The 16974-nt window shown below is 62.1% G+C and carries 13 protein-coding genes; 6 read left to right on the top strand and 7 right to left on the bottom strand.

Annotation, left to right across the window (positions count from 1 at the left end; genetic code table 11):
• Positions 1–19: 19 nt before the first annotated feature.
• The 3 genes from IM816_RS17795 (at position 20) to IM816_RS17805 (ending at position 3194) form a co-directional block, all read left to right on the top strand.
• A complete protein-coding gene (locus tag IM816_RS17795) occupies positions 20–1138 on the top strand; it encodes an efflux RND transporter periplasmic adaptor subunit (RefSeq protein WP_250339116.1) in 1119 nt (372 codons plus the stop codon).
• Positions 1122–2615: an efflux transporter outer membrane subunit gene (locus IM816_RS17800; protein WP_250339117.1), complete on the top strand. Its 1494-nt coding sequence runs from the start codon at positions 1122–1124 to the stop codon at positions 2613–2615. Before IM816_RS17795 ends, IM816_RS17800 begins: the two co-directional genes overlap by 17 nt.
• A gap of 66 nt (positions 2616–2681) precedes the next feature.
• Positions 2682–3194: a hypothetical protein gene (locus IM816_RS17805; RefSeq protein ID WP_250339118.1), complete on the top strand. Its 513-nt coding sequence runs from the start codon at positions 2682–2684 to the stop codon at positions 3192–3194.
• An 81-nt stretch (positions 3195–3275) separates the two neighbouring features.
• Here the strand turns inward: IM816_RS17805 and IM816_RS17810 are convergent, their stop codons facing one another.
• From IM816_RS17810 to kdpF, 7 genes are all read right to left on the bottom strand, one after another.
• Complete coding sequence (locus IM816_RS17810) at positions 3276–4850, bottom strand: hypothetical protein (protein WP_250339119.1); 1575 nt, start codon at positions 4848–4850, stop codon at positions 3276–3278.
• A 520-nt stretch (positions 4851–5370) separates the two neighbouring features.
• Positions 5371–5946 carry a potassium-transporting ATPase subunit KdpC gene (gene kdpC / locus IM816_RS17815; RefSeq protein ID WP_250339120.1) on the bottom strand — a complete coding sequence of 192 codons (576 nt, stop codon included), beginning with the start codon at positions 5944–5946 and terminating at the stop codon, positions 5371–5373.
• A gap of 10 nt (positions 5947–5956) precedes the next feature.
• Positions 5957–6763: a TorF family putative porin gene (locus tag IM816_RS17820; protein ID WP_250339121.1), complete on the bottom strand. Its 807-nt coding sequence runs from the start codon at positions 6761–6763 to the stop codon at positions 5957–5959.
• Positions 6764–6789: 26 nt separating this feature from the next.
• Positions 6790–6975, bottom strand: coding sequence for a hypothetical protein (locus IM816_RS17825; protein ID WP_250339122.1), 186 nt, complete (start codon positions 6973–6975; stop codon positions 6790–6792).
• A gap of 15 nt (positions 6976–6990) precedes the next feature.
• The gene (gene kdpB, locus IM816_RS17830; protein ID WP_250339123.1) at positions 6991–9063 is read right to left on the bottom strand and encodes a potassium-transporting ATPase subunit KdpB; all 2073 of its coding nucleotides are present in this window, start codon (positions 9061–9063) and stop codon (positions 6991–6993) included.
• 3 nt (positions 9064–9066) lie between these two features.
• On the bottom strand, positions 9067–10875 hold the full coding sequence (gene kdpA, locus IM816_RS17835; protein WP_250339124.1) for a potassium-transporting ATPase subunit KdpA: 1809 nt from the start codon (positions 10873–10875) through the stop codon (positions 9067–9069).
• Positions 10872–10964, bottom strand: a complete 93-nt coding sequence (kdpF, locus tag IM816_RS17840; RefSeq protein WP_072323533.1) for a K(+)-transporting ATPase subunit F — start codon at positions 10962–10964, stop codon at positions 10872–10874. The genes kdpA and kdpF overlap by 4 nt, the downstream gene beginning before the upstream one ends.
• A gap of 388 nt (positions 10965–11352) precedes the next feature.
• On the opposite strand from kdpF, the gene IM816_RS17845 reads away from it, so the two are divergent.
• The 3 genes from IM816_RS17845 to IM816_RS17855 all read left to right on the top strand — a co-directional run bounded on the left by IM816_RS17845 (position 11353) and on the right by IM816_RS17855 (position 16898).
• The gene (locus tag IM816_RS17845; RefSeq protein ID WP_250339125.1) at positions 11353–11577 is read left to right on the top strand and encodes a bacterial transcriptional activator domain-containing protein; all 225 of its coding nucleotides are present in this window, start codon (positions 11353–11355) and stop codon (positions 11575–11577) included.
• A gap of 534 nt (positions 11578–12111) precedes the next feature.
• On the top strand, positions 12112–16407 hold the full coding sequence (locus IM816_RS17850; protein ID WP_250339126.1) for an RHS repeat-associated core domain-containing protein: 4296 nt from the start codon (positions 12112–12114) through the stop codon (positions 16405–16407).
• The gene (locus IM816_RS17855) at positions 16404–16898 is read left to right on the top strand and encodes a hypothetical protein (protein WP_250339127.1); all 495 of its coding nucleotides are present in this window, start codon (positions 16404–16406) and stop codon (positions 16896–16898) included. The genes IM816_RS17850 and IM816_RS17855 overlap by 4 nt, the downstream gene beginning before the upstream one ends.
• Positions 16899–16974 lie beyond the last annotated feature (76 nt).

Genomic DNA, 16974 nt, shown 5'->3' on the forward strand with positions numbered 1-16974 from the left:
CCTCGCTTTAGCCATCGGCATGGCGCTCGCCGCCGTGGGCGTCATTGCCGGACTGTCACTGCGCGCTGCCGAGTCACACGAACTGAGCCAGTGGACCCTGGCGCAGCTCACGCCATCCGTCCAGGTCATTTCCGCGTCGGCATTGAGCTCGACGCAGGGGCTGACGCTGCCAGGCCATCTGGACGCATGGATCGCTACGCCGATCCACGCTCGCGTGGGCGGCTACCTCAAGTCGTGGAACGTGGATATCGGCGAGAAAGTGAAGGCCGGCCAGGTGCTCGCATCGATCGACACGCCCGAACTCGACCAGCAGTTCGAACAGGCGAAGGCCGAACTCGTCCGCGCACAGGCGAATGTCCGTCTCGCCGACACCACCGCCAAGCGCTGGCAGAACCTTCTGCAGTCGCACTCGGTGTCGAAGCAGGAAGCCGACGAGAAGGCGAGCGAAGCCGAGACGGCGCGCGCGAATGTGCTGGCCGCAAAGGCGGACGTCGATCGACTGGCGGCGCTGGAATCCTTCAAGCAGATCGTTGCGCCATTCGATGGCACGGTCACCGCACGCAACACCGATATCGGCGACCTCATCACCGCAAACAACGATGGTGGTCAGCCGCTCTTCTCCATTGCCGACACAAGCAAGATGCGCCTGTATACGCAGGTACCGCAGAGCTACGCGTCGAGCATCGTCCCCGGCATGACGGTCAAGCTGCTGGTGCTGGGACACGGCGGCGAAACCGTCAACGGCACGCTGATCGGTACGTCGCGCGCGATCAGTCGCACGTCCGGCACGTTGCTCGCTCAGTTCAAGGTGGAGAACCCTCGCCAGGATCTTCTGCCGGGTGACTTTGCCGAGGTGCAGTTGGCGACGCACGCGCCGGGCAACTCGGTCACCGTGCCGGCCACCACGTTGCTGTTCCGCGCGGCCGGACCGCAGATCGCCGTTCTCGGCAAAGACAACCACGTCGTGCTGCGCGACGTCCACATCGCCATGGATCTGGGCGACAAGCTGATCATCGATCAGGGGCTGCATCCGGACGACCGCATCATCGATCACCCGACCGACTCCCTTGCCCAGGGCGACCTGGTGCAGATCGCTCAACCCACCCACGACGAGCCGAGCCATGCCAAGAATGCGTGATCTCGCTCGCCGATCGCTGTGCGTCGGCACGCTACTGGCACTCGCCGGTTGTTCGTTGGCGCCTGACTACGTGAAACCGACGGCAGGCCCCATGCCCGATGCGTTCAAGGGCGCGGAAGCGCCTGAGGGTTGGACCGTCGCCACGCCCAAGGATGACGCCGCGCGAGGACCGTGGTGGTCGGTCTACAGCGACCCCACGCTCAATCACCTGGAAGACGAACTCAACGCCAACAATCCGGATCTGGCCGTCGCCCTGGCCCGACTCGATGCGTCGCGCGCCTTCCTGGAACAGCTCGGCGCAGCGCAGGAACCGCAGGCCGGCATCAGCGCCAGCCCGACCAACAATCGCCAGTCGGATCATCGCCCGCTGCGCGGTTCGAACCAGCCCAACGAATACGACACGCGAACGCTGGGCTTTTCCGCCGGCTACGAACTCGATCTGTGGGGGCGCATCCGCAATGAAGTCGCCGCCGGCAAGGCGCAGACGCAGGCCGCGGAGGCCGACCTCGCGTCGGCACGACTCAGCCTGCAAGCCAAGCTCGCGGATCTGTACATCGAGCTTCGCGGCTACGACGTGCAGGCCAAGATCGTGCAGGACTCCCTCAAGGCCTTCGGCGAAGGCCAGCAGATCACGCAGAACCGCATGGACGGCGGCGTGTCCTCCGGACTGGACGTGGCGCGTGCCAACGCGCAGCTGGCTGATGCCCAGGCCCAGGCGACGCAACTGCACGTGCAGCGGACGCTGACCGAACATGCCATTGCCGTGTTGGTCGGCGAATCGCCCTCGACGTTCTCGCTGCCGACGCAGGAAACGGCCTTGTCGTTGCCCAAGATCCCGTTGGGCGTGCCGTCCGAGCTGCTGGAACGTCGCCCCGATATCGCAGCCGCCGAACGTCGTACGTTCGCCGCGAATGCCGGCATCGGCGTCGCGCGCGCGGCCTTCTATCCGGACATCAGTCTCAGTGCTGCGCTCGGCTTTCAGGATGTCGGCCACGGCTCGCTGCTGACTGCGGCAAACCAATTCTGGAGCCTGGGCCCACTGGCGTCGCTCAATCTCTTCGATGGTGGTTTGCGTCGCGGTCGCGAAGCGGAAGCCAAGGCGGAGTTTGCAGCCGCATCGGCGCAGTACCGGCAAGTGGTGCTGCATGCATTCCAGCAGGTCGAAGACAACCTCACCTTGCTGCAGGACCTGGGCCGTGAAGGCGACCAGGAAGGCGCTGCCGCGGATGCGGCCAAGCAATCCCAGACCTTGGCAACCAATCGCTACAACGAAGGTGTCGTCAGTTATCTGGAGGTCGTGACGGCACAGACCGCCGCCCTGCAGGCCGAGCGAACGGAGCAACTCGTCCGTACCCGCCAACTGCAGGCCAGCGTCGATCTCATCCGTGCGCTGGGCGGCGGCTGGGACGGCGACATGTCGCTTTCCCACGCCGACAACGACGCCAACCGAAACCTCGCGGCGCGCAAGGTGCCTTGATCGCACCCGCCCACCCCTTCAACGCCAGCGCTGGTCAGCGCTTCGCCTTCACCAGGAGATTGATCCATGTCACGCCGAAACCTGTGCCGCATCGGCCCGATGATCCTCGTCACTGCGCTCTCGGCGGGTTGCGCGGCTCACTTACAGACCAAGACCGTGCAGACGTCCGATACCTATGACCTGTGGGCATCGCGCATGCAGAGCATGCCCTTCGTGATTCACCAGAAGGATGGGCAGATCGCGCTGGTCGATGTGCATGGCGATCCGTGGCGCGGTTCGACCGAGGGCCTGGAGGATGGCAGTGTGCAACGCGTCGAGGTGTACGAGGGCGCATTCGCCGCGCCGTCGGCGACGATGTGCAAGGCGCCCATGGCGCCTCCTCGGAGCGGTATCACCGCGAGCAGCGACAACGTGGTGGCCGCCATCTGCGATCGGGACCGGACCGTGGTGTCCTTCAGCGACACGATTCGTCCCCGCGTGCTCGGAAGCAAGACGGAATACGTATCGCGCGTCAGACACCTGCTGCTCGAGGGCATCTGGGAGAGCGTCGCTCAGGAACCCGAGCCGCTGCATACCTGATCGGACGCCGTAAAAAAGTAAAGGCGGCGGGCAATGCCCGCCGCCTCTTTTCTTCCGTGAACGGAACTCGTCCGTGAACGGTTAGAACGGGTAGTAACGGAAGCTGGTGAAGACCATGTCTTCCTTCGCCTTCGGCGAACCACCCACACCCTCGAACGCCTCACGCACCGTGTGCGAGTACTGGGCGCCGAACTGGGCCTTGCCGAACTTGCCCTGGTAGAACTTCCACCAGAAGCCGAGCGTGCCGTTCCAGATCTGCTTGGTGTTACCCACGCAGGCGCCACCTTCGATGTCGCAACCGGCGTTGTTGTACGACTTGTTGCCGTAACCGAGAGCCACGCCGTTATAGGTGTAGTCCTGCTTTTCCTCGCGCTCGCGGCCACCGAAGGCGTAGATGTCCAGATCCGGATTGGCGTGGAAGGTCAGGCCGGCCAGCAGCATGTTTTCCTTGATCGGCGAGATCTCGCCGTTCGGCTTGAACGTCACGTCAGGCAGCTGCGCCGAACCGTAACGACCGATGCCGCGACCCTGCATGCCGGTGAACTGGAAGTCCAGCACCTTCTCGACCAGCGGAAGCAGCATGCCGACGCCGACGCCGCCGCCGTAGACATTGTGATTGCTGTTGCCGGCGCCCGAGTTGTAGCGGTTGTAGAAGGCGCGGCCCAGGCCGAACACTTCGTAATGGCCGAAGCCCGGATCCGCGGCAAACTTCACGACCACATCGGGGATGTGATTCAACGACAGGGTATTGGCGGAGTCGTAACCCGAGCCAGCCTGCGTGTTGTAGATCGACGTGACCGGCGCCTTCGACTGGTTCGGGCTCACGTAGAAGGTCGTCTGCGGGTTCTCAAGCGAGATACCCAGCCAGTACTTGTGGTCGAAATCCTTGACCAGGCGAATCTGGGTCTGGCGAGCCCACGCAAAGCCCGGGAGGTACTGGGCATCGATCTGCGGCGGCGCGGCTTCCGTGCGGGGCGTGATGCCCTTGGCATTCAGCGTCAGCAGCGACCAGTTCTGACCGGCCAGCAGGTGCAGGCCCGGCGTGTCCCAGTCGACCGTCATGTAGACGTTGCGCTCGCGCGGGTTGAACGAGTTCGACTCATTCTGGTTGGCGGTCTGCGCGCCACCCAGGAAGTCGGCCTCGATGTAGCCGGCCACGTGCGTATCCGGGCTCACGTCGCCCTGGGCCAGCAGCGAGACGCGGCTCTGGCGCGCGCTGAAGCGGCTCTCGGACATGCGGCCGACGGACGAATTCTTGTACGGGATCGCGTTCCAGTTCGACGCGATGTCGGCGCCTTCCTGGTGGGTGCGATAGATCGTTTCAGCGGCGAGGAAGCCACCGAGCGTGAGGTTCACGCCCTTGTACGACAGCTTGTCGCTCGACTTCTTGGTGGCAGCGACGGCATCCGAAGCCTGCACCTGAACGTCGTTGACCGCCTTTGCGGTTTCCACCTGAGCGTCGGCCTGGGCTTCCTGCTTGGCCTGAAGGTCGGAGACCTGGGCCTGCAGGGCAGCCAGCTGGGCTTGCAGCTGCTGAAGGGTGGCAGCATCGATCATGACCTTGGCCGGCTGCTGCGACTTGGTCGCTGCCATCGCCGAGATGCTCGTCAGGCCCAGACCGGCGGCAATGGCCACCGTGAGCAACTTGGAACGCATGGGATTTCTCCGCTGGGTTTAGTGTGTGGTGTCCCCTGTGTCCGGGCTTGAGGTTTTTCTATCCGAAAATACTCAAACCGGGCCAACGCCGCGAAGAATGGGTGAAGAGCTTTGCGCTCCGATGGCTGATTCGTGACAGTCCTGTGACACACCCGCAATTTCGTGACAGGCGGCAGCTGTGGGAACCGCCATGGCGACGAGGCCAAGGCATCGGTGGGGAGGCACCGGTGGGGAGGCACCGGTGGGAGCCACCCTGGTGGCGATAAGCCCACAAAGCGGTGTAGCCGTGCGGTGTAGCCGTGAGGCAAGTTCCCATCGCCAGCAGGCTGGCTCCCACCAGCAAGCGGCCATCGCCAGCGGGCTGGTTCCCACCGGCGAGTTCCCATCGCCACCAGGGTGGCTCCCACCAGCAAGCCCCAGCCCCTCGCCGCCGTGGCTGCCCCCTACAAGAGCGGCGGGGTCCTGTGGGAGCCGCCATGGCGGCGAGAAGCTGACGAAGCGATGAGGCCAGATACCCCGATCAACGCGGCGACGCGTCGAGAGCGAGGTTCAGCTCCAGCACGTTGACGCGCGGTTCGCCGAGGATGCCGAACTGGCGACCGTCGGTATGTGCCGCGATGAGTTCCCGCACCTTCGCGGGCTCGATGCCACGCACGCGCGCCACACGGCTCACCTGATACTCCGCCGCAGCAGGGCTGATCTCCGGATCCAGTCCGCTACCCGACGCGGTCACCAGATCCACCGGCACCGGCGCGGTGTTCGACGGATCGGCCTGCTTCAACGCGTCGATCCGCTGCTTCACCGCGTCGGTAAGAGCGGGATTGGTCGGGCCCAGGTTGGAACCCGACGAACTCGCACCATTGTTCGGGTTCGGCGACGTCGCCGACGGGCGGCCCCAGAAGTACTTCGGTTCGGAGAAGGCCTGACCGATCAGCGTCGAGCCGACCGTCTTGCCATCCTTCGCAATGAGGCTGCCATTCGCCTTCGCCGGGAACAGCACCTGGGACACGCCCGTCGCCGCCAGAGGGTAGAGGATGCCGGTCAGTACCGTCATAGCGAGGAACAGCACCACGCACTGCCTGATGAGTCTGCTCATGATCATGCCTTCAGAAGGTGGCCTGGAACATAACGGAGCCGCGCGTCCCGCCGACGTTGCGGGTGTCCGCAGCGCTGACGAAGCTGGATACGCGGTGATAGAACGCGTCGTCGGTGGCGTGCGTGAGGCTGCCGCTGACCGACCAGTGCGCAGCGAACTGGTACTTGAGGGTGGCGGAGTAGTCGCTGTAGCTCGCGTCCCGCGCGCCGTTGCTGAGCGGCGTCGCCAGCTTGGCGGTGTAATGGGTGTGTCCCGCATGCAGGGCAAGCGACCACGCATCCGACAGCGGGAACGCCGCGTCCAACTGCAGGTAACCGGTACCGTGCGTGTTGCCGTCATAGCCTTGCTCCTTGTCGGCAGCGAAGTAATCGGTCAGCGAATGGTTGTATTTCAACGTGAACTGGCGCCACGTCAGCGCCGCGTTCGCTTCGAGCGTGTTGAACGAACGCGAGGCGAGACCCGCTTCATCGAGGTTCGCACCCGGATACACATACCCGTAGAGGCCCACGCGCCAGGACCAATCGGTGTTGATGGAACGGCCGAAGCTGGCGTACAGGTCCAGCTCCATGGAGCCGCCCGGATAGCTCTTGTCGCTGATGCTCGATGCCCAGGTGCCCGCAGCGAAGCCGTTCGGGTTCGTGTAATCGGCGCCGCCCTGGATGGCGGGGTGGCCCCAGGTCTGGGTCAGGCCGCGGAACATATAGTCCGAGACCATCGCCACATTGGCGGTGACCGGCGCGGCGTCCTGCGCCTGCGCGACGGAACCGAGAGTGAGGAAGGAAACGACCGCGGTGGCGGCCAGCGAAACGATCTTCATGGAAGTGCTCTTGAGTGCGGTGCAGTTCAGATGCCGGCGTAGCCGCCAAGCGTGTATTCGTCATCGAGGCGCTCGGGGGCCGCGACGACGACGTGCGGCTTGATGGGCGTGACGTTGGCCCCGACGTGTTCGGCGTGGGACGCCACCACCCGGACCTCCATGTCCAGGTCGTCGGTGTCGTCGATGAGTACGGTGAGCTTCATGGAATGCATGGGTGCGACCTCGGGTCAGGCCAGTCCGAACAGGACCAGCAACATGTCGATCAACTTGATGCCGATAAAAGGAACCACGATGCCGCCGAGCCCGTAGACGAGCAGGTTGCGGCGAAGCAGCGCGCCTGCGCCCAAGGCGCGATAGGCCACGCCCTTGAGCGCGAGCGGGATCAGGAAAATGATGATCAGCGCGTTGAAGATGACCGCCGACAGGATCGCGCTCTGCGGCGTCGCCAGATGCATCACGTTCAGAGCATTGAGCGCGGGATAGGTCGTCGCGAACGCGGCGGGGATGATCGCGAAGTACTTCGCAATGTCGTTGGCAATCGAGAATGTGGTCAGCGAACCGCGCGTGATCAGCATCTGCTTGCCGATGGCAACGATCTCGATCAACTTGGTCGGGTTCGAATCCAGGTCGACCATGTTGCCGGCTTCCTTCGCCGCCTGCGTACCGCTGTTCATCGCCACGGCCACGTCGGCCTGGGCAAGAGCCGGCGCGTCGTTGGTGCCGTCGCCGCACATCGCTACCAGGCGGTTCTCGGCCTGCATGTCGCGGATGTACTTCAACTTGGCTTCCGGGGTGGCTTCTGCGAGGAAGTCATCGACGCCCGCTTCGGCAGCGATCGCGGCAGCGGTGAGGGGGTTGTCGCCCGTGATCATCACCGTGCGGATGCCCATCTTGCGCATCTCGGCGAAGCGCTCCTTGATGCCCTCCTTCACGATGTCCTTCAGCTCGACCACGCCAAGCGTGAGCGAACCGTCGACCACGATCAGCGGGGTGGCGCCACGTCGGGCAACATCCTCGGCCATGCGCTTGACCAGCGGCGGGAGATGGCTGTCCTGCGATGCCAGGTAACGCTCGACCGCGTCGATCGCGCCCTTGCGGATGTGGCGCGTGCCGACGTCCACACCGCTCATGCGGGTCTGCGCCGTGAACGGAACGAATGTCGCCTCGCGGTCCATCCGGTGGTTTTCCGGTCGGCTCCCCTGCTTCGACGCCAGCGTGACGATGCTGCGGCCTTCCGGCGTTTCGTCGGCACGGGACGCCAGCTCGGCGGCTTCGGCCAACTCCCGCTCCTCGATGCCCGGTGCCGGGTGGAAAGCGACGGCCTGACGGTTACCGAGCGTGATCGTGCCGGTCTTGTCGAGCAACAGCACGTCGACGTCACCCGCGGCTTCGACAGCGCGGCCCGAGGTGGCGATGACGTTGGCGCGGATCATGCGATCCATGCCGGCGATGCCGATGGCCGAGAGCAACGCGCCGATGGTGGTCGGGATCAGGCACACCAGCAGGGCGATCAGCACCGTAAGCGTGATCGGATTACCGGCACCCGCGGCCTGCACGCTGTAGATCGAGTACGGCAGCAGCGTGGCGCAGGCCAGCAGAAAGATCAGCGTGAACTTGGCGAGCAGAATCGTCAGCGCGATCTCGTTCGGCGTCTTGCGGCGCGATGCGCCTTCCACCATGGAGATCATCCGATCGAGGAAGCTCTCACCCGGGTTGCTGGTGATGCGCATCACGATCCAGTCCGAGAGCACCCGCGTACCACCGGTGACGGCGCTGCGGTCACCGCCGGACTCGCGAATCACCGGTGCCGATTCGCCCGTGATCGCGCTCTCGTCCACGCTCGCTGCACCGTCGACGATCTCGCCGTCGCCCGGGATGATCTCCCCGGCTTCGACCAGCACGAAGTGACCGGTGCGAAGCTCGCTCGACGGGGTGAACACCACTGAGGCATTGCGATCGGCCGACGCAAGCTTCTTGGCCGCGACGTCGCGGCGCGAACCACGCAGGGCATCGGCCTGAGCCTTGCCGCGACCTTCCGCCAGCGCTTCCGCAAAGTTGGCGAACAACAGCGTGAACCAGAGCCAGAGGCTGACCCAGAAGATGAAGCCCGTGGGTGCTTCGCCGTGTCCGGCCAGCGCCTGCACCCACAGGAGGGTGGTCAGCACGCTGCACACGAAGACGACGAACATCACCGGATTGCGGAACTGCATGCGCGGTGAGAGCTTGATGAAGGCATCACCCAGGGCGCGCGTTACCAGGGCCCGGTCGAAACCGCGCCGTGCCGTAGTCGAGTTATTCATGGATCAGTGCCCCGTAGCGGACATCAGGTACTCGGCGATCGGCCCGAGGGCCAGTGCCGGGAGGAAGGTAAGCGCGCCGACCACGATGACCACGCTGGTCAGCAGTACGACGAAGAGCGGCGTGTGCGTGGGCAGCGTGCCGGCACTCTCCGGTACGTGGCGCTTCGCGGCCAGCGATCCCGCCATGGCGAGCATGGCGATGGCGAGCGGATAGCGGGCGAAGTACATGCAGACCGCCAGCAGCACGTTCCAGAAGGGCGTGTTTGCCGACAGACCGCCGAACGCGCTGCCGTTGTTGTTGGACGCCGAACTCACGGCATAGAGAATCTCGCTGAAGCCGTGGATGCCCGGGTTGGCGACACCTGCGATACCTGCGGGAGTCATGACCGCAATGGCGGTGCAGATGACCACCAGGGCGCACGGCAGCAGCACGGCGAGACTCGCCATCTTCATTTCATGCGCCTCGATCTTCTTGCCGAGGTATTCCGGCGTACGACCGACCATCAGACCCGCGATGAACACCGCGACCACGGCGAACGCGAGCATGCCGTACAGACCCGAGCCCACACCGCCGAAAATCACCTCGCCCAACTGCATGAGCCACATCGGCACCAGGCCGCCCAGCGGGGTCAGCGAATCGTGCATGGCGTTGACTGCACCGCACGACGCCGCCGTGGTGATCGCCGCGAACAGGCCCGACGACGCGATACCGAAGCGGGTCTCCTTACCCTCCATGTTGCCGCCGCTTTGCAGCGCACTGGCGTGAGCGTCGATCGCGAGCCCATGGAGTGCCGGGTTGCCTGCCTGCTCGGCAGCGACGAGACCGATGGTCAGGGGAATGAAGATAACCAGCATCGTCGCCAGGATCGCCCAGCCCTGCCGGCGGTCGCCGACCATCTTGCCGAACATGTAGCAGAGGCCGCCCGGGATCAGGAAGATCGCCAGCATTTCGATGAAGTTCGAGAACGGGGTCGGGTTTTCATACGGATGCGCGGAGTTGGCATTGAAGAAGCCGCCGCCGTTGGTACCCAGCATCTTGATCGCGATCTGCGACGCCGCCGGACCCATGGGGAGCACCTGCTCCTGCGTGGTGGCCGGGTGCGTGACCGGCTTGCCGGCCGCATCCAGCACGGGATTGCCGTCGGCATCCTTGGTCGGTTCGTCGTATGCCGTGGCCTGGACCGTCGTCGCATGCTCATACGGACGCACGTTCTGCACGACACCCTGCGAAACGAGCAGCAGCGTGATGAGGAACGAGAGCGGCAGCAGGATGTACAGCGTCGTGCGCGTCAGATCCACCCAGAAGTTGCCGATCGCCTTCGCGCCGCGACGAGCGAAGCCGCGGATCACGGCAATCAGCACTGCAATGCCGGTGGCGGCGGAGAGGAAGTTCTGCACCGCAAGGCCAACGGCCTGGGTGAGGTAGCTCATGGTCGATTCGCCGCCGTAGCCCTGCCAGTTGGTGTTGCTGGCAAAACTCACCGCCGTGTTCATCGCCGAATCCGGCGTGATGGCCGCGAAGTGCTCGGGGTTCAGCGGCAGCCACTGCTGGACGCGCTGCAGTACATAGACAGCGAGCATGCCGACCACGTTGAACAGCAGCATGGCGAGGGCGTACTTCTTCCACGACATGTCCTCACCCGGCTCGACGCCTGCGACGCGGTATATCAGGCGCTCGAAGCGCGCACCGAAGCGCGTGACGCCGTTCGGCTGCTCGGCAAACACCATCGCCATGTAAGCGCCCATCGGCTTGACGAGCAGCAGGAGAACGACGAGGTAGACAATGATCTGGAGCCAGTCGTTGCCGCTCATTCGAACCACTCCGGCTTGAGAAGTGCCACGACGAGGTAGCAGACAAGCGCCACGGCAATCAGCCCGGCGATGAGATAGGAGATCGTCATATCGACACCCTCACCGCCGACCGAGGCGGTCGCAGATCATGAGGAAGCCGATCGTCGCCGCAGTGAGGACGAGGATCAGGAGGACGTACAGGATTTCCACAGGTTCACCCTAAAGAGGAGCACTGCGGAATTATCGGAGTCGGAAAATATCGTCCGCGTAAGGCGTTTCGCGGGGGGCGTAAATTCCGAGTAAATTTTTTTGCGAGCACCGGCAGCGACGTCGAGTTCGATCGAGATCCGGCGTAGCGCGCGACACGTCCCGCGACCTGCTGCGGCAGCGCTGGAAGACCAGGGTTACCACCACACGCCTGAGGTCGTCGCTGCCATCGAGGCCAAGAACCCACACCTTCGCTGGTCGGAAATGGAACTCAGCGACTAGGCCTATCGCTTGCTGAGTTTAGGACGCGCGCGGGAATCGCTGCCCATCTTCCAGCTGATCGTGGATAAGTTTCCGCACAGGGGCGACGCCGAGGACAGCCTCGCGCGGGGCCATCACGTGCTGGGCGATACCAAAGAGGCGATTCGACATTACCGGCGCGAGCTGACGATTGATCCCTCGGTCGAAAGCGCGAAACGGCATGTTGAGGGGATGACTCGCCAGGCGGTGAACTGATCACCAGGCCGAGGGGATGCGGCGTTTGCAGGTGGTGGGGCCCCCAGCTCTCGTCGATCCTGCCAAGCAGGTCGCATAACGCGGCACGCGTGTAGGATTTGCCCTACATACAAGGACTAACTCCCTTGTTAGGTTCTCCGTCAAATCGGTAGGGGAATCTCCATGTCGCCAGTGCTAAATCGAGCCGCGCAGCGCGTGGACGTGCGTTCGCGTTCACCATGGCGGAGCGTCTGCAGCTTCATCCTTGTTCTCTGGGCTGTACTGACGTCTATTTCCGCAACGGCACAGGATCACCTGGTGTGCCCCGGGAATCAGATAAAGATCTATGGCTGGGGTGGCGCTCTATGGGCAGCGGCAAGTCCGGGATGTCCAGGCGGAGGGGTTTTCGTGTATCCCTCCATGGGCGTATGGGAGACAACCGTGCGGTCCACATGCCTCGCATCTGAGGGAGCGGCAAACCTCGTGTGGGGAGCTGTCCGTCCCTGCTCCGATCCCGCAGTAGGGGGGTGCGGTGTAGGCACTAAAGGCTTCGCCATGGAGCTATCGTTTGACCATCCCATGGGATATCACGCAGACGTCCTTGAGGGGGCGCAGGTGCTTCCTCAGTGCAAGCGCGGATACTACGTGGCGGTACCACTAGCCGACCCCAACCCGAAACCTGGCAACCCTTGCGACCGCTGCCAAGCGGAGAAAGGGGCTTCGGCATCGGTCGGCGATCCAGCAGATGCGCTCTCCGGAAACGAATATCAAGCAAGTACGGACTTCGTTTCTGGCGACGGCCGCTTCTCATTCGAGCGCAGCTACAACAACGGCTCAAACCAGACCACAAGCATAGGCATTCGATGGCAGACCGAATATGACGCCCGAATAGAGACCACCTGGAACAGTAGCGACTCGGCCGCATACGCCTCCACCGTCTATGACGCTCCCCAACAGGCTTGCGAAGAGGGTTGGTTAACAATTGCCGCAGCGGCGAAGGTTGTCTGGCCCGATACAGACGGCGCAACGGCGACCTATCATAGCGATACCACTGCATGCATGCTCTCGTCCGGCCGGCAGCTCCCCCTTGCCTTCACGGGTAACAGTGCGGACTACGTTGCGCTCGCTAGCAAGGTACCGAACTACATCGGCGGTTATGGGGCAGCGACCGTTGCCTTGATGACCGCTCGCCGCCCCGACGGTCGACTTTATCGGTTCACTTGTCAGGATGCCGTCTGCGAAGGCGAAAGCAATGCTTCGTTGAAGCTGATTCTGCTCGCGACCGCCTATCGGCTGGATCTCGGGAACGGTACTGTCGAGAACTACGACAACGCCGGTCACCTGATCAGCATCGTCGATCGTGACGGATATACGCGGACGATTACATGGGACGGCGAGCACATGGTCAATGTGACCGATTCGTCTGGCCGGTCTATTGCGTTCACCTATAACAATGACCTCGTTTCGGATGCCGCCTTCCCAGATGGCTCGTCTGCCCATTACACCTATACGAACCGCTACGAACTTCAGTCTGTAACCCGATCGGATGGAACAACCGTTACCTATGGATACGACGCAGGTATTACCGCTGGCCTGCTCACGTCCATCACGGACGAACTCGGTAAGTCCTACTTGACGATTCACTACGACGCACAAAATCGCGCAGCGGGCGACTTTCTCGCCGGTAATGCAAACGCGACATCGATCACCTACCCCGATGCCGACAGCTCGGCCGTAACCGATCGGTTTGGAGCGACGCGCACCTATCGATTCACGAGGGTTAATGGCCTTCGTCTCTTATCCAGCATTGATGGTCCGTGGTGCGAGGAGTGTCTCGGATCGAACGTGTCTTATGATGCGAATGGCTATCCAAGCGCCATCACGGATTTCAAGGGAACCATCAAGAAGACCACCTATGGATCAGATGGACTTCTCAGTCAGCAGATTGAAGCATTCGGTTTGCCAGAAGAACGCACCATCCGGATATCGTGGGACACCACCCACCGGGTGCCTCTGACTCGCACGACAAGTGACCATCAGGGCAACATCCTCGAAAAGCACGGCTGGGAATATGACGACGGCGGCAGGGTCACCGCCAGCTGCAAGCTCGATCCCTCGGTAGCGCCCAACTACGTTTGCACCGCCACGGGCGCAACGCCGGCCGGCGTAGCGCGAACAACCTATACGTACTGCACTGCTGCCGACCAGACTACGTGCCCCAGGGTTGGCCTTCTACTCGCGATCGACGGTCCGCGATCCGACGTTGCAGACACGACTTCGTACATTTATTACATGGACACTGATGAGTCGGGCTGCACGACAAGTGGAGGGTCATGCCATCGCATAGGCGACCTCGCTTCGGAAACACAGGGCGGTCTGCTCACGACCCATTATCTGTCTTACGACAAGGCGGGGAGACTAACTCGACTGAGAGAACCATCGGGTGTCATCAAGGACTACGGATACAATGCACGTGGCCAACTCGCAAGCGTCTCGGTGCGCACTGCAACGAGTGGTCAAGCCAATGCAAACGATGCGGTCACCACTGTCGAATACGACCCCACCGGTACCGTCCACAAGATAACGGACCCCGACGGCGTAACGACGATCTTCAGCTACGACGACGCCCACCGCCTGACAGACGTAGTGGATACGACTGGCGCCCGAATCCACTACACCCTGGATTCCGCGGGAAACCGCATCGGCGAGAAGGTCACTGACAGCGCAGGTACTGTGGCGACCGGGCTGAACCGCACGTTCAACGCCTTGGGCAAGATCGCCACATTGACGGACGGCCTCGGGCATACGCGATTCTCGGCAACGTTTGCCGATAGCTACGACGGTCAAGGCAATCTTGTACACAGTCAGGATGCAATGTCCGTTCAGCACAAGCAGGCGTACGACGGCCTCAATCGTTTGGTAAGCGCGCTTCGCGATTACAACGGAACCAACGTCGCAACCGCCAATACCTCGACGGTGCTCGCGTTCGATGCGCTCGATCGGGTGAGGGGCGTCACTGATCCTGATGGCTTGCTGACGACCTACGACTTCGACGGCCTTGGCAATCCGACCGGCTTGCACAGCCCTGATACGGGCACGACGACGCTCGGCTTCGATTTAGAGGGCAATCCGACCAGTTCAAAAGATGCCGCCAATATCACCACGTCCTCAACTTACGATGCCATTGGCCGCATCCTGGGCACTTCGTATCCAAATTCGTCGTTCGACATTCAGTACAAGTACGACGAAAGCGATGCCGTTACAGCTTGCACGGGCAGCTATGGCATCGGGCGGCTGACTCGCATTATCGAGAGCAATGCGTCGCTCACGTATTGCTATGACCAACGAGGCAATGTCGTCACGAAACGCCAGACTGTCGGCTCGGCGACAACCACAACGCAGTATGTATGGACTCGCGGCGACCGTCTGTCTTCCGTCACAACGTCTAACGGGACCATCATAGCCTACGCTCGGAACAGCAACGGGCAGGTCGCTGCCGTCACTGCCACACCCAGCGGCGGCACCAATGCAACCATTGCCGACCACATCACCTATCGCCCGTTCGGTCCCGTCGCCTCTTACGTCCTCGGTAACGGCACGGCGGTGACACGGACATTCGACGCCAACGGTCAGATAAGCGACATCAGCAGCCCCGCGTTCTCATTGCACGTCCGGCGCGATGCAGCGGGGAACATCGTAGCCATTGGCAACGCGGCTGGCGTGGCGAAGCCCACCGAGACCTACGATTACGACCCGCTGTACCGTCTGATGAACGTCAAGGATGGTACCGGCGGCCCAATTGAAACCTACACCTACAACAAGACTGGCGACCGTCTATCGAAGGCAGCGCCCGGGCTTCTCACAGGAAGCTATAGCTACAAGAGCGGTACGCATCAACTTATAGGCATTGGGACCACGACGCGTGAGGTGGACGCTCGAGGCGACACCACGGCCAACGTCATGGCCGGCAGCACACTCGGATTCGGTTACAACCAGCGGAACCGTCTGACCGTCGTGCAGAGAGATGGCGTCACGGTGGGAAGCTATGTCTTGAACGGCTTAGGCCAGCGCGTCATGAAGACCGCAGGAGGCGACACGTACCGCTTTGACTACACCGAGACCAGCCAATTGCTTTCCGAGTCAACCACTGGCACGTCGCGCGACTATGTGTGGCTCGGCGACCTGCCGATCGGTGTCGTTGATAGGCAAGGCACTACTGTGTCCGTGGCGTACATCGTTGCGGACGCCTTGCAAACGCCTCGCACAGTTACCGATGCGGCAGGCTCTACGCTTTGGAAGTGGGACTATGCGAGCAATCCGTTCGGCGAGAAGGGACCTATTTCGACAAGCGGGTATACGCTGAATCTTCGCTTTCCGGGTCAGTATTTCGATGCGGAGAGTGGACTGAACTACAACGTCAATCGGGACTATGAGTCGGCGACGGGGCGGTATATGCAGAGTGACCCATTGGGGCTCTACGCCGGCCCTAGCACGTACACATATGTCAGCGACAATCCACTATTACGAAGCGATCCCCTTGGGCTAGCTGACTACTTGGGAAAGTGCGTGGGCCGATACACTGTGTGCAGTTCGAACCAAACCCCGAATGGCTTTACGCCATGGAACTATGTGAAATTCCGCTTTTGCAAAGGCGTGGTAGACATGGGGATTACTACCGGCGACAAAATGTCATCACCCGCGCGCCCCGTCGGCACGATGGATGCCTGTGACACAGAGAGGAAGCTATGTCTCGGAAGCCTCGATACGGAAGACCCCTCGGATAACCCCGACGCGGCAAAGTGCTTCGCCGATGAAATAAAGTGTTACTCAAAAAGCGGGAAAGCCAAATGAAGCTATTTCTGATGAGCATTGGAAGCTTCATCGTTGGAGCGGCTGTAATGGCTTATATGGCTCAGTATACGAGCCAAATGTATGGTCGCGATCAGATTATTCGCGCGCGCGAAGGCATCGTCCAACTTGTGATCGATAAGTACCGTGCAGGTGACTACGAGAGCGCAGCTGCTCTCGCGACTGGCGTGAATCTTCTCGAAACCTATAGCAACCGGGAGTGGCCTTTGCTTTCGCCCGTGACAGGAACGGTTTACGGCCTTTCTCGACCCACAGAACACTTAGGCCATGATCCGCGGTACTTCGTGGATCTTGTGGCCTATTTGTACAGTGCCTCGGGGCATGAAGAAGCCGCCAGACCCTACTATAGGCTTGCAATTGGAAATGGATCGTTGAAGAAGGAGCAGGTCGATGCGCGCGCTAAAGCAATTCTTGATGCCATTAGTGGAAGCAATACAGATGAGTTGAAAGACAAGCTGAGATCTGACGACTGAACTCGAATGGTAGCTTTTCCCATAAGACTTGCTACTACATGAGTCCGTGGGAGTGGCGTTGACTGGACATCAACGT

This window comes from Luteibacter flocculans (assembly GCF_023612255.1).
GTDB lineage: Bacteria > Pseudomonadota > Gammaproteobacteria > Xanthomonadales > Rhodanobacteraceae > Luteibacter > Luteibacter flocculans.

Coding starts and splice junctions, on each gene's coding strand:
- IM816_RS17810 (WP_250339119.1), bottom strand. CDS start 4,850: ATGCGTTCCAAGTTGCTCACGGTGGCCATTGCCGCCGGTCTGGGCCTG.
- IM816_RS17855 (WP_250339127.1), top strand. CDS start 16,404: ATGAAGCTATTTCTGATGAGCATTGGAAGCTTCATCGTTGGAGCGGCT.
- IM816_RS17795 (WP_250339116.1), top strand. CDS start 20: ATGGCGCTCGCCGCCGTGGGCGTCATTGCCGGACTGTCACTGCGCGCT.
- kdpC (WP_250339120.1), bottom strand. CDS start 5,946: ATGAGCAGACTCATCAGGCAGTGCGTGGTGCTGTTCCTCGCTATGACG.
- IM816_RS17825 (WP_250339122.1), bottom strand. CDS start 6,975: ATGCATTCCATGAAGCTCACCGTACTCATCGACGACACCGACGACCTG.
- IM816_RS17850 (WP_250339126.1), top strand. CDS start 12,112: ATGGAGCTATCGTTTGACCATCCCATGGGATATCACGCAGACGTCCTT.
- kdpB (WP_250339123.1), bottom strand. CDS start 9,063: ATGAATAACTCGACTACGGCACGGCGCGGTTTCGACCGGGCCCTGGTA.
- kdpF (WP_072323533.1), bottom strand. CDS start 10,964: ATGACGATCTCCTATCTCATCGCCGGGCTGATTGCCGTGGCGCTTGTC.
- IM816_RS17820 (WP_250339121.1), bottom strand. CDS start 6,763: ATGAAGATCGTTTCGCTGGCCGCCACCGCGGTCGTTTCCTTCCTCACT.
- IM816_RS17805 (WP_250339118.1), top strand. CDS start 2,682: ATGTCACGCCGAAACCTGTGCCGCATCGGCCCGATGATCCTCGTCACT.
- kdpA (WP_250339124.1), bottom strand. CDS start 10,875: ATGAGCGGCAACGACTGGCTCCAGATCATTGTCTACCTCGTCGTTCTC.
- IM816_RS17800 (WP_250339117.1), top strand. CDS start 1,122: ATGCCAAGAATGCGTGATCTCGCTCGCCGATCGCTGTGCGTCGGCACG.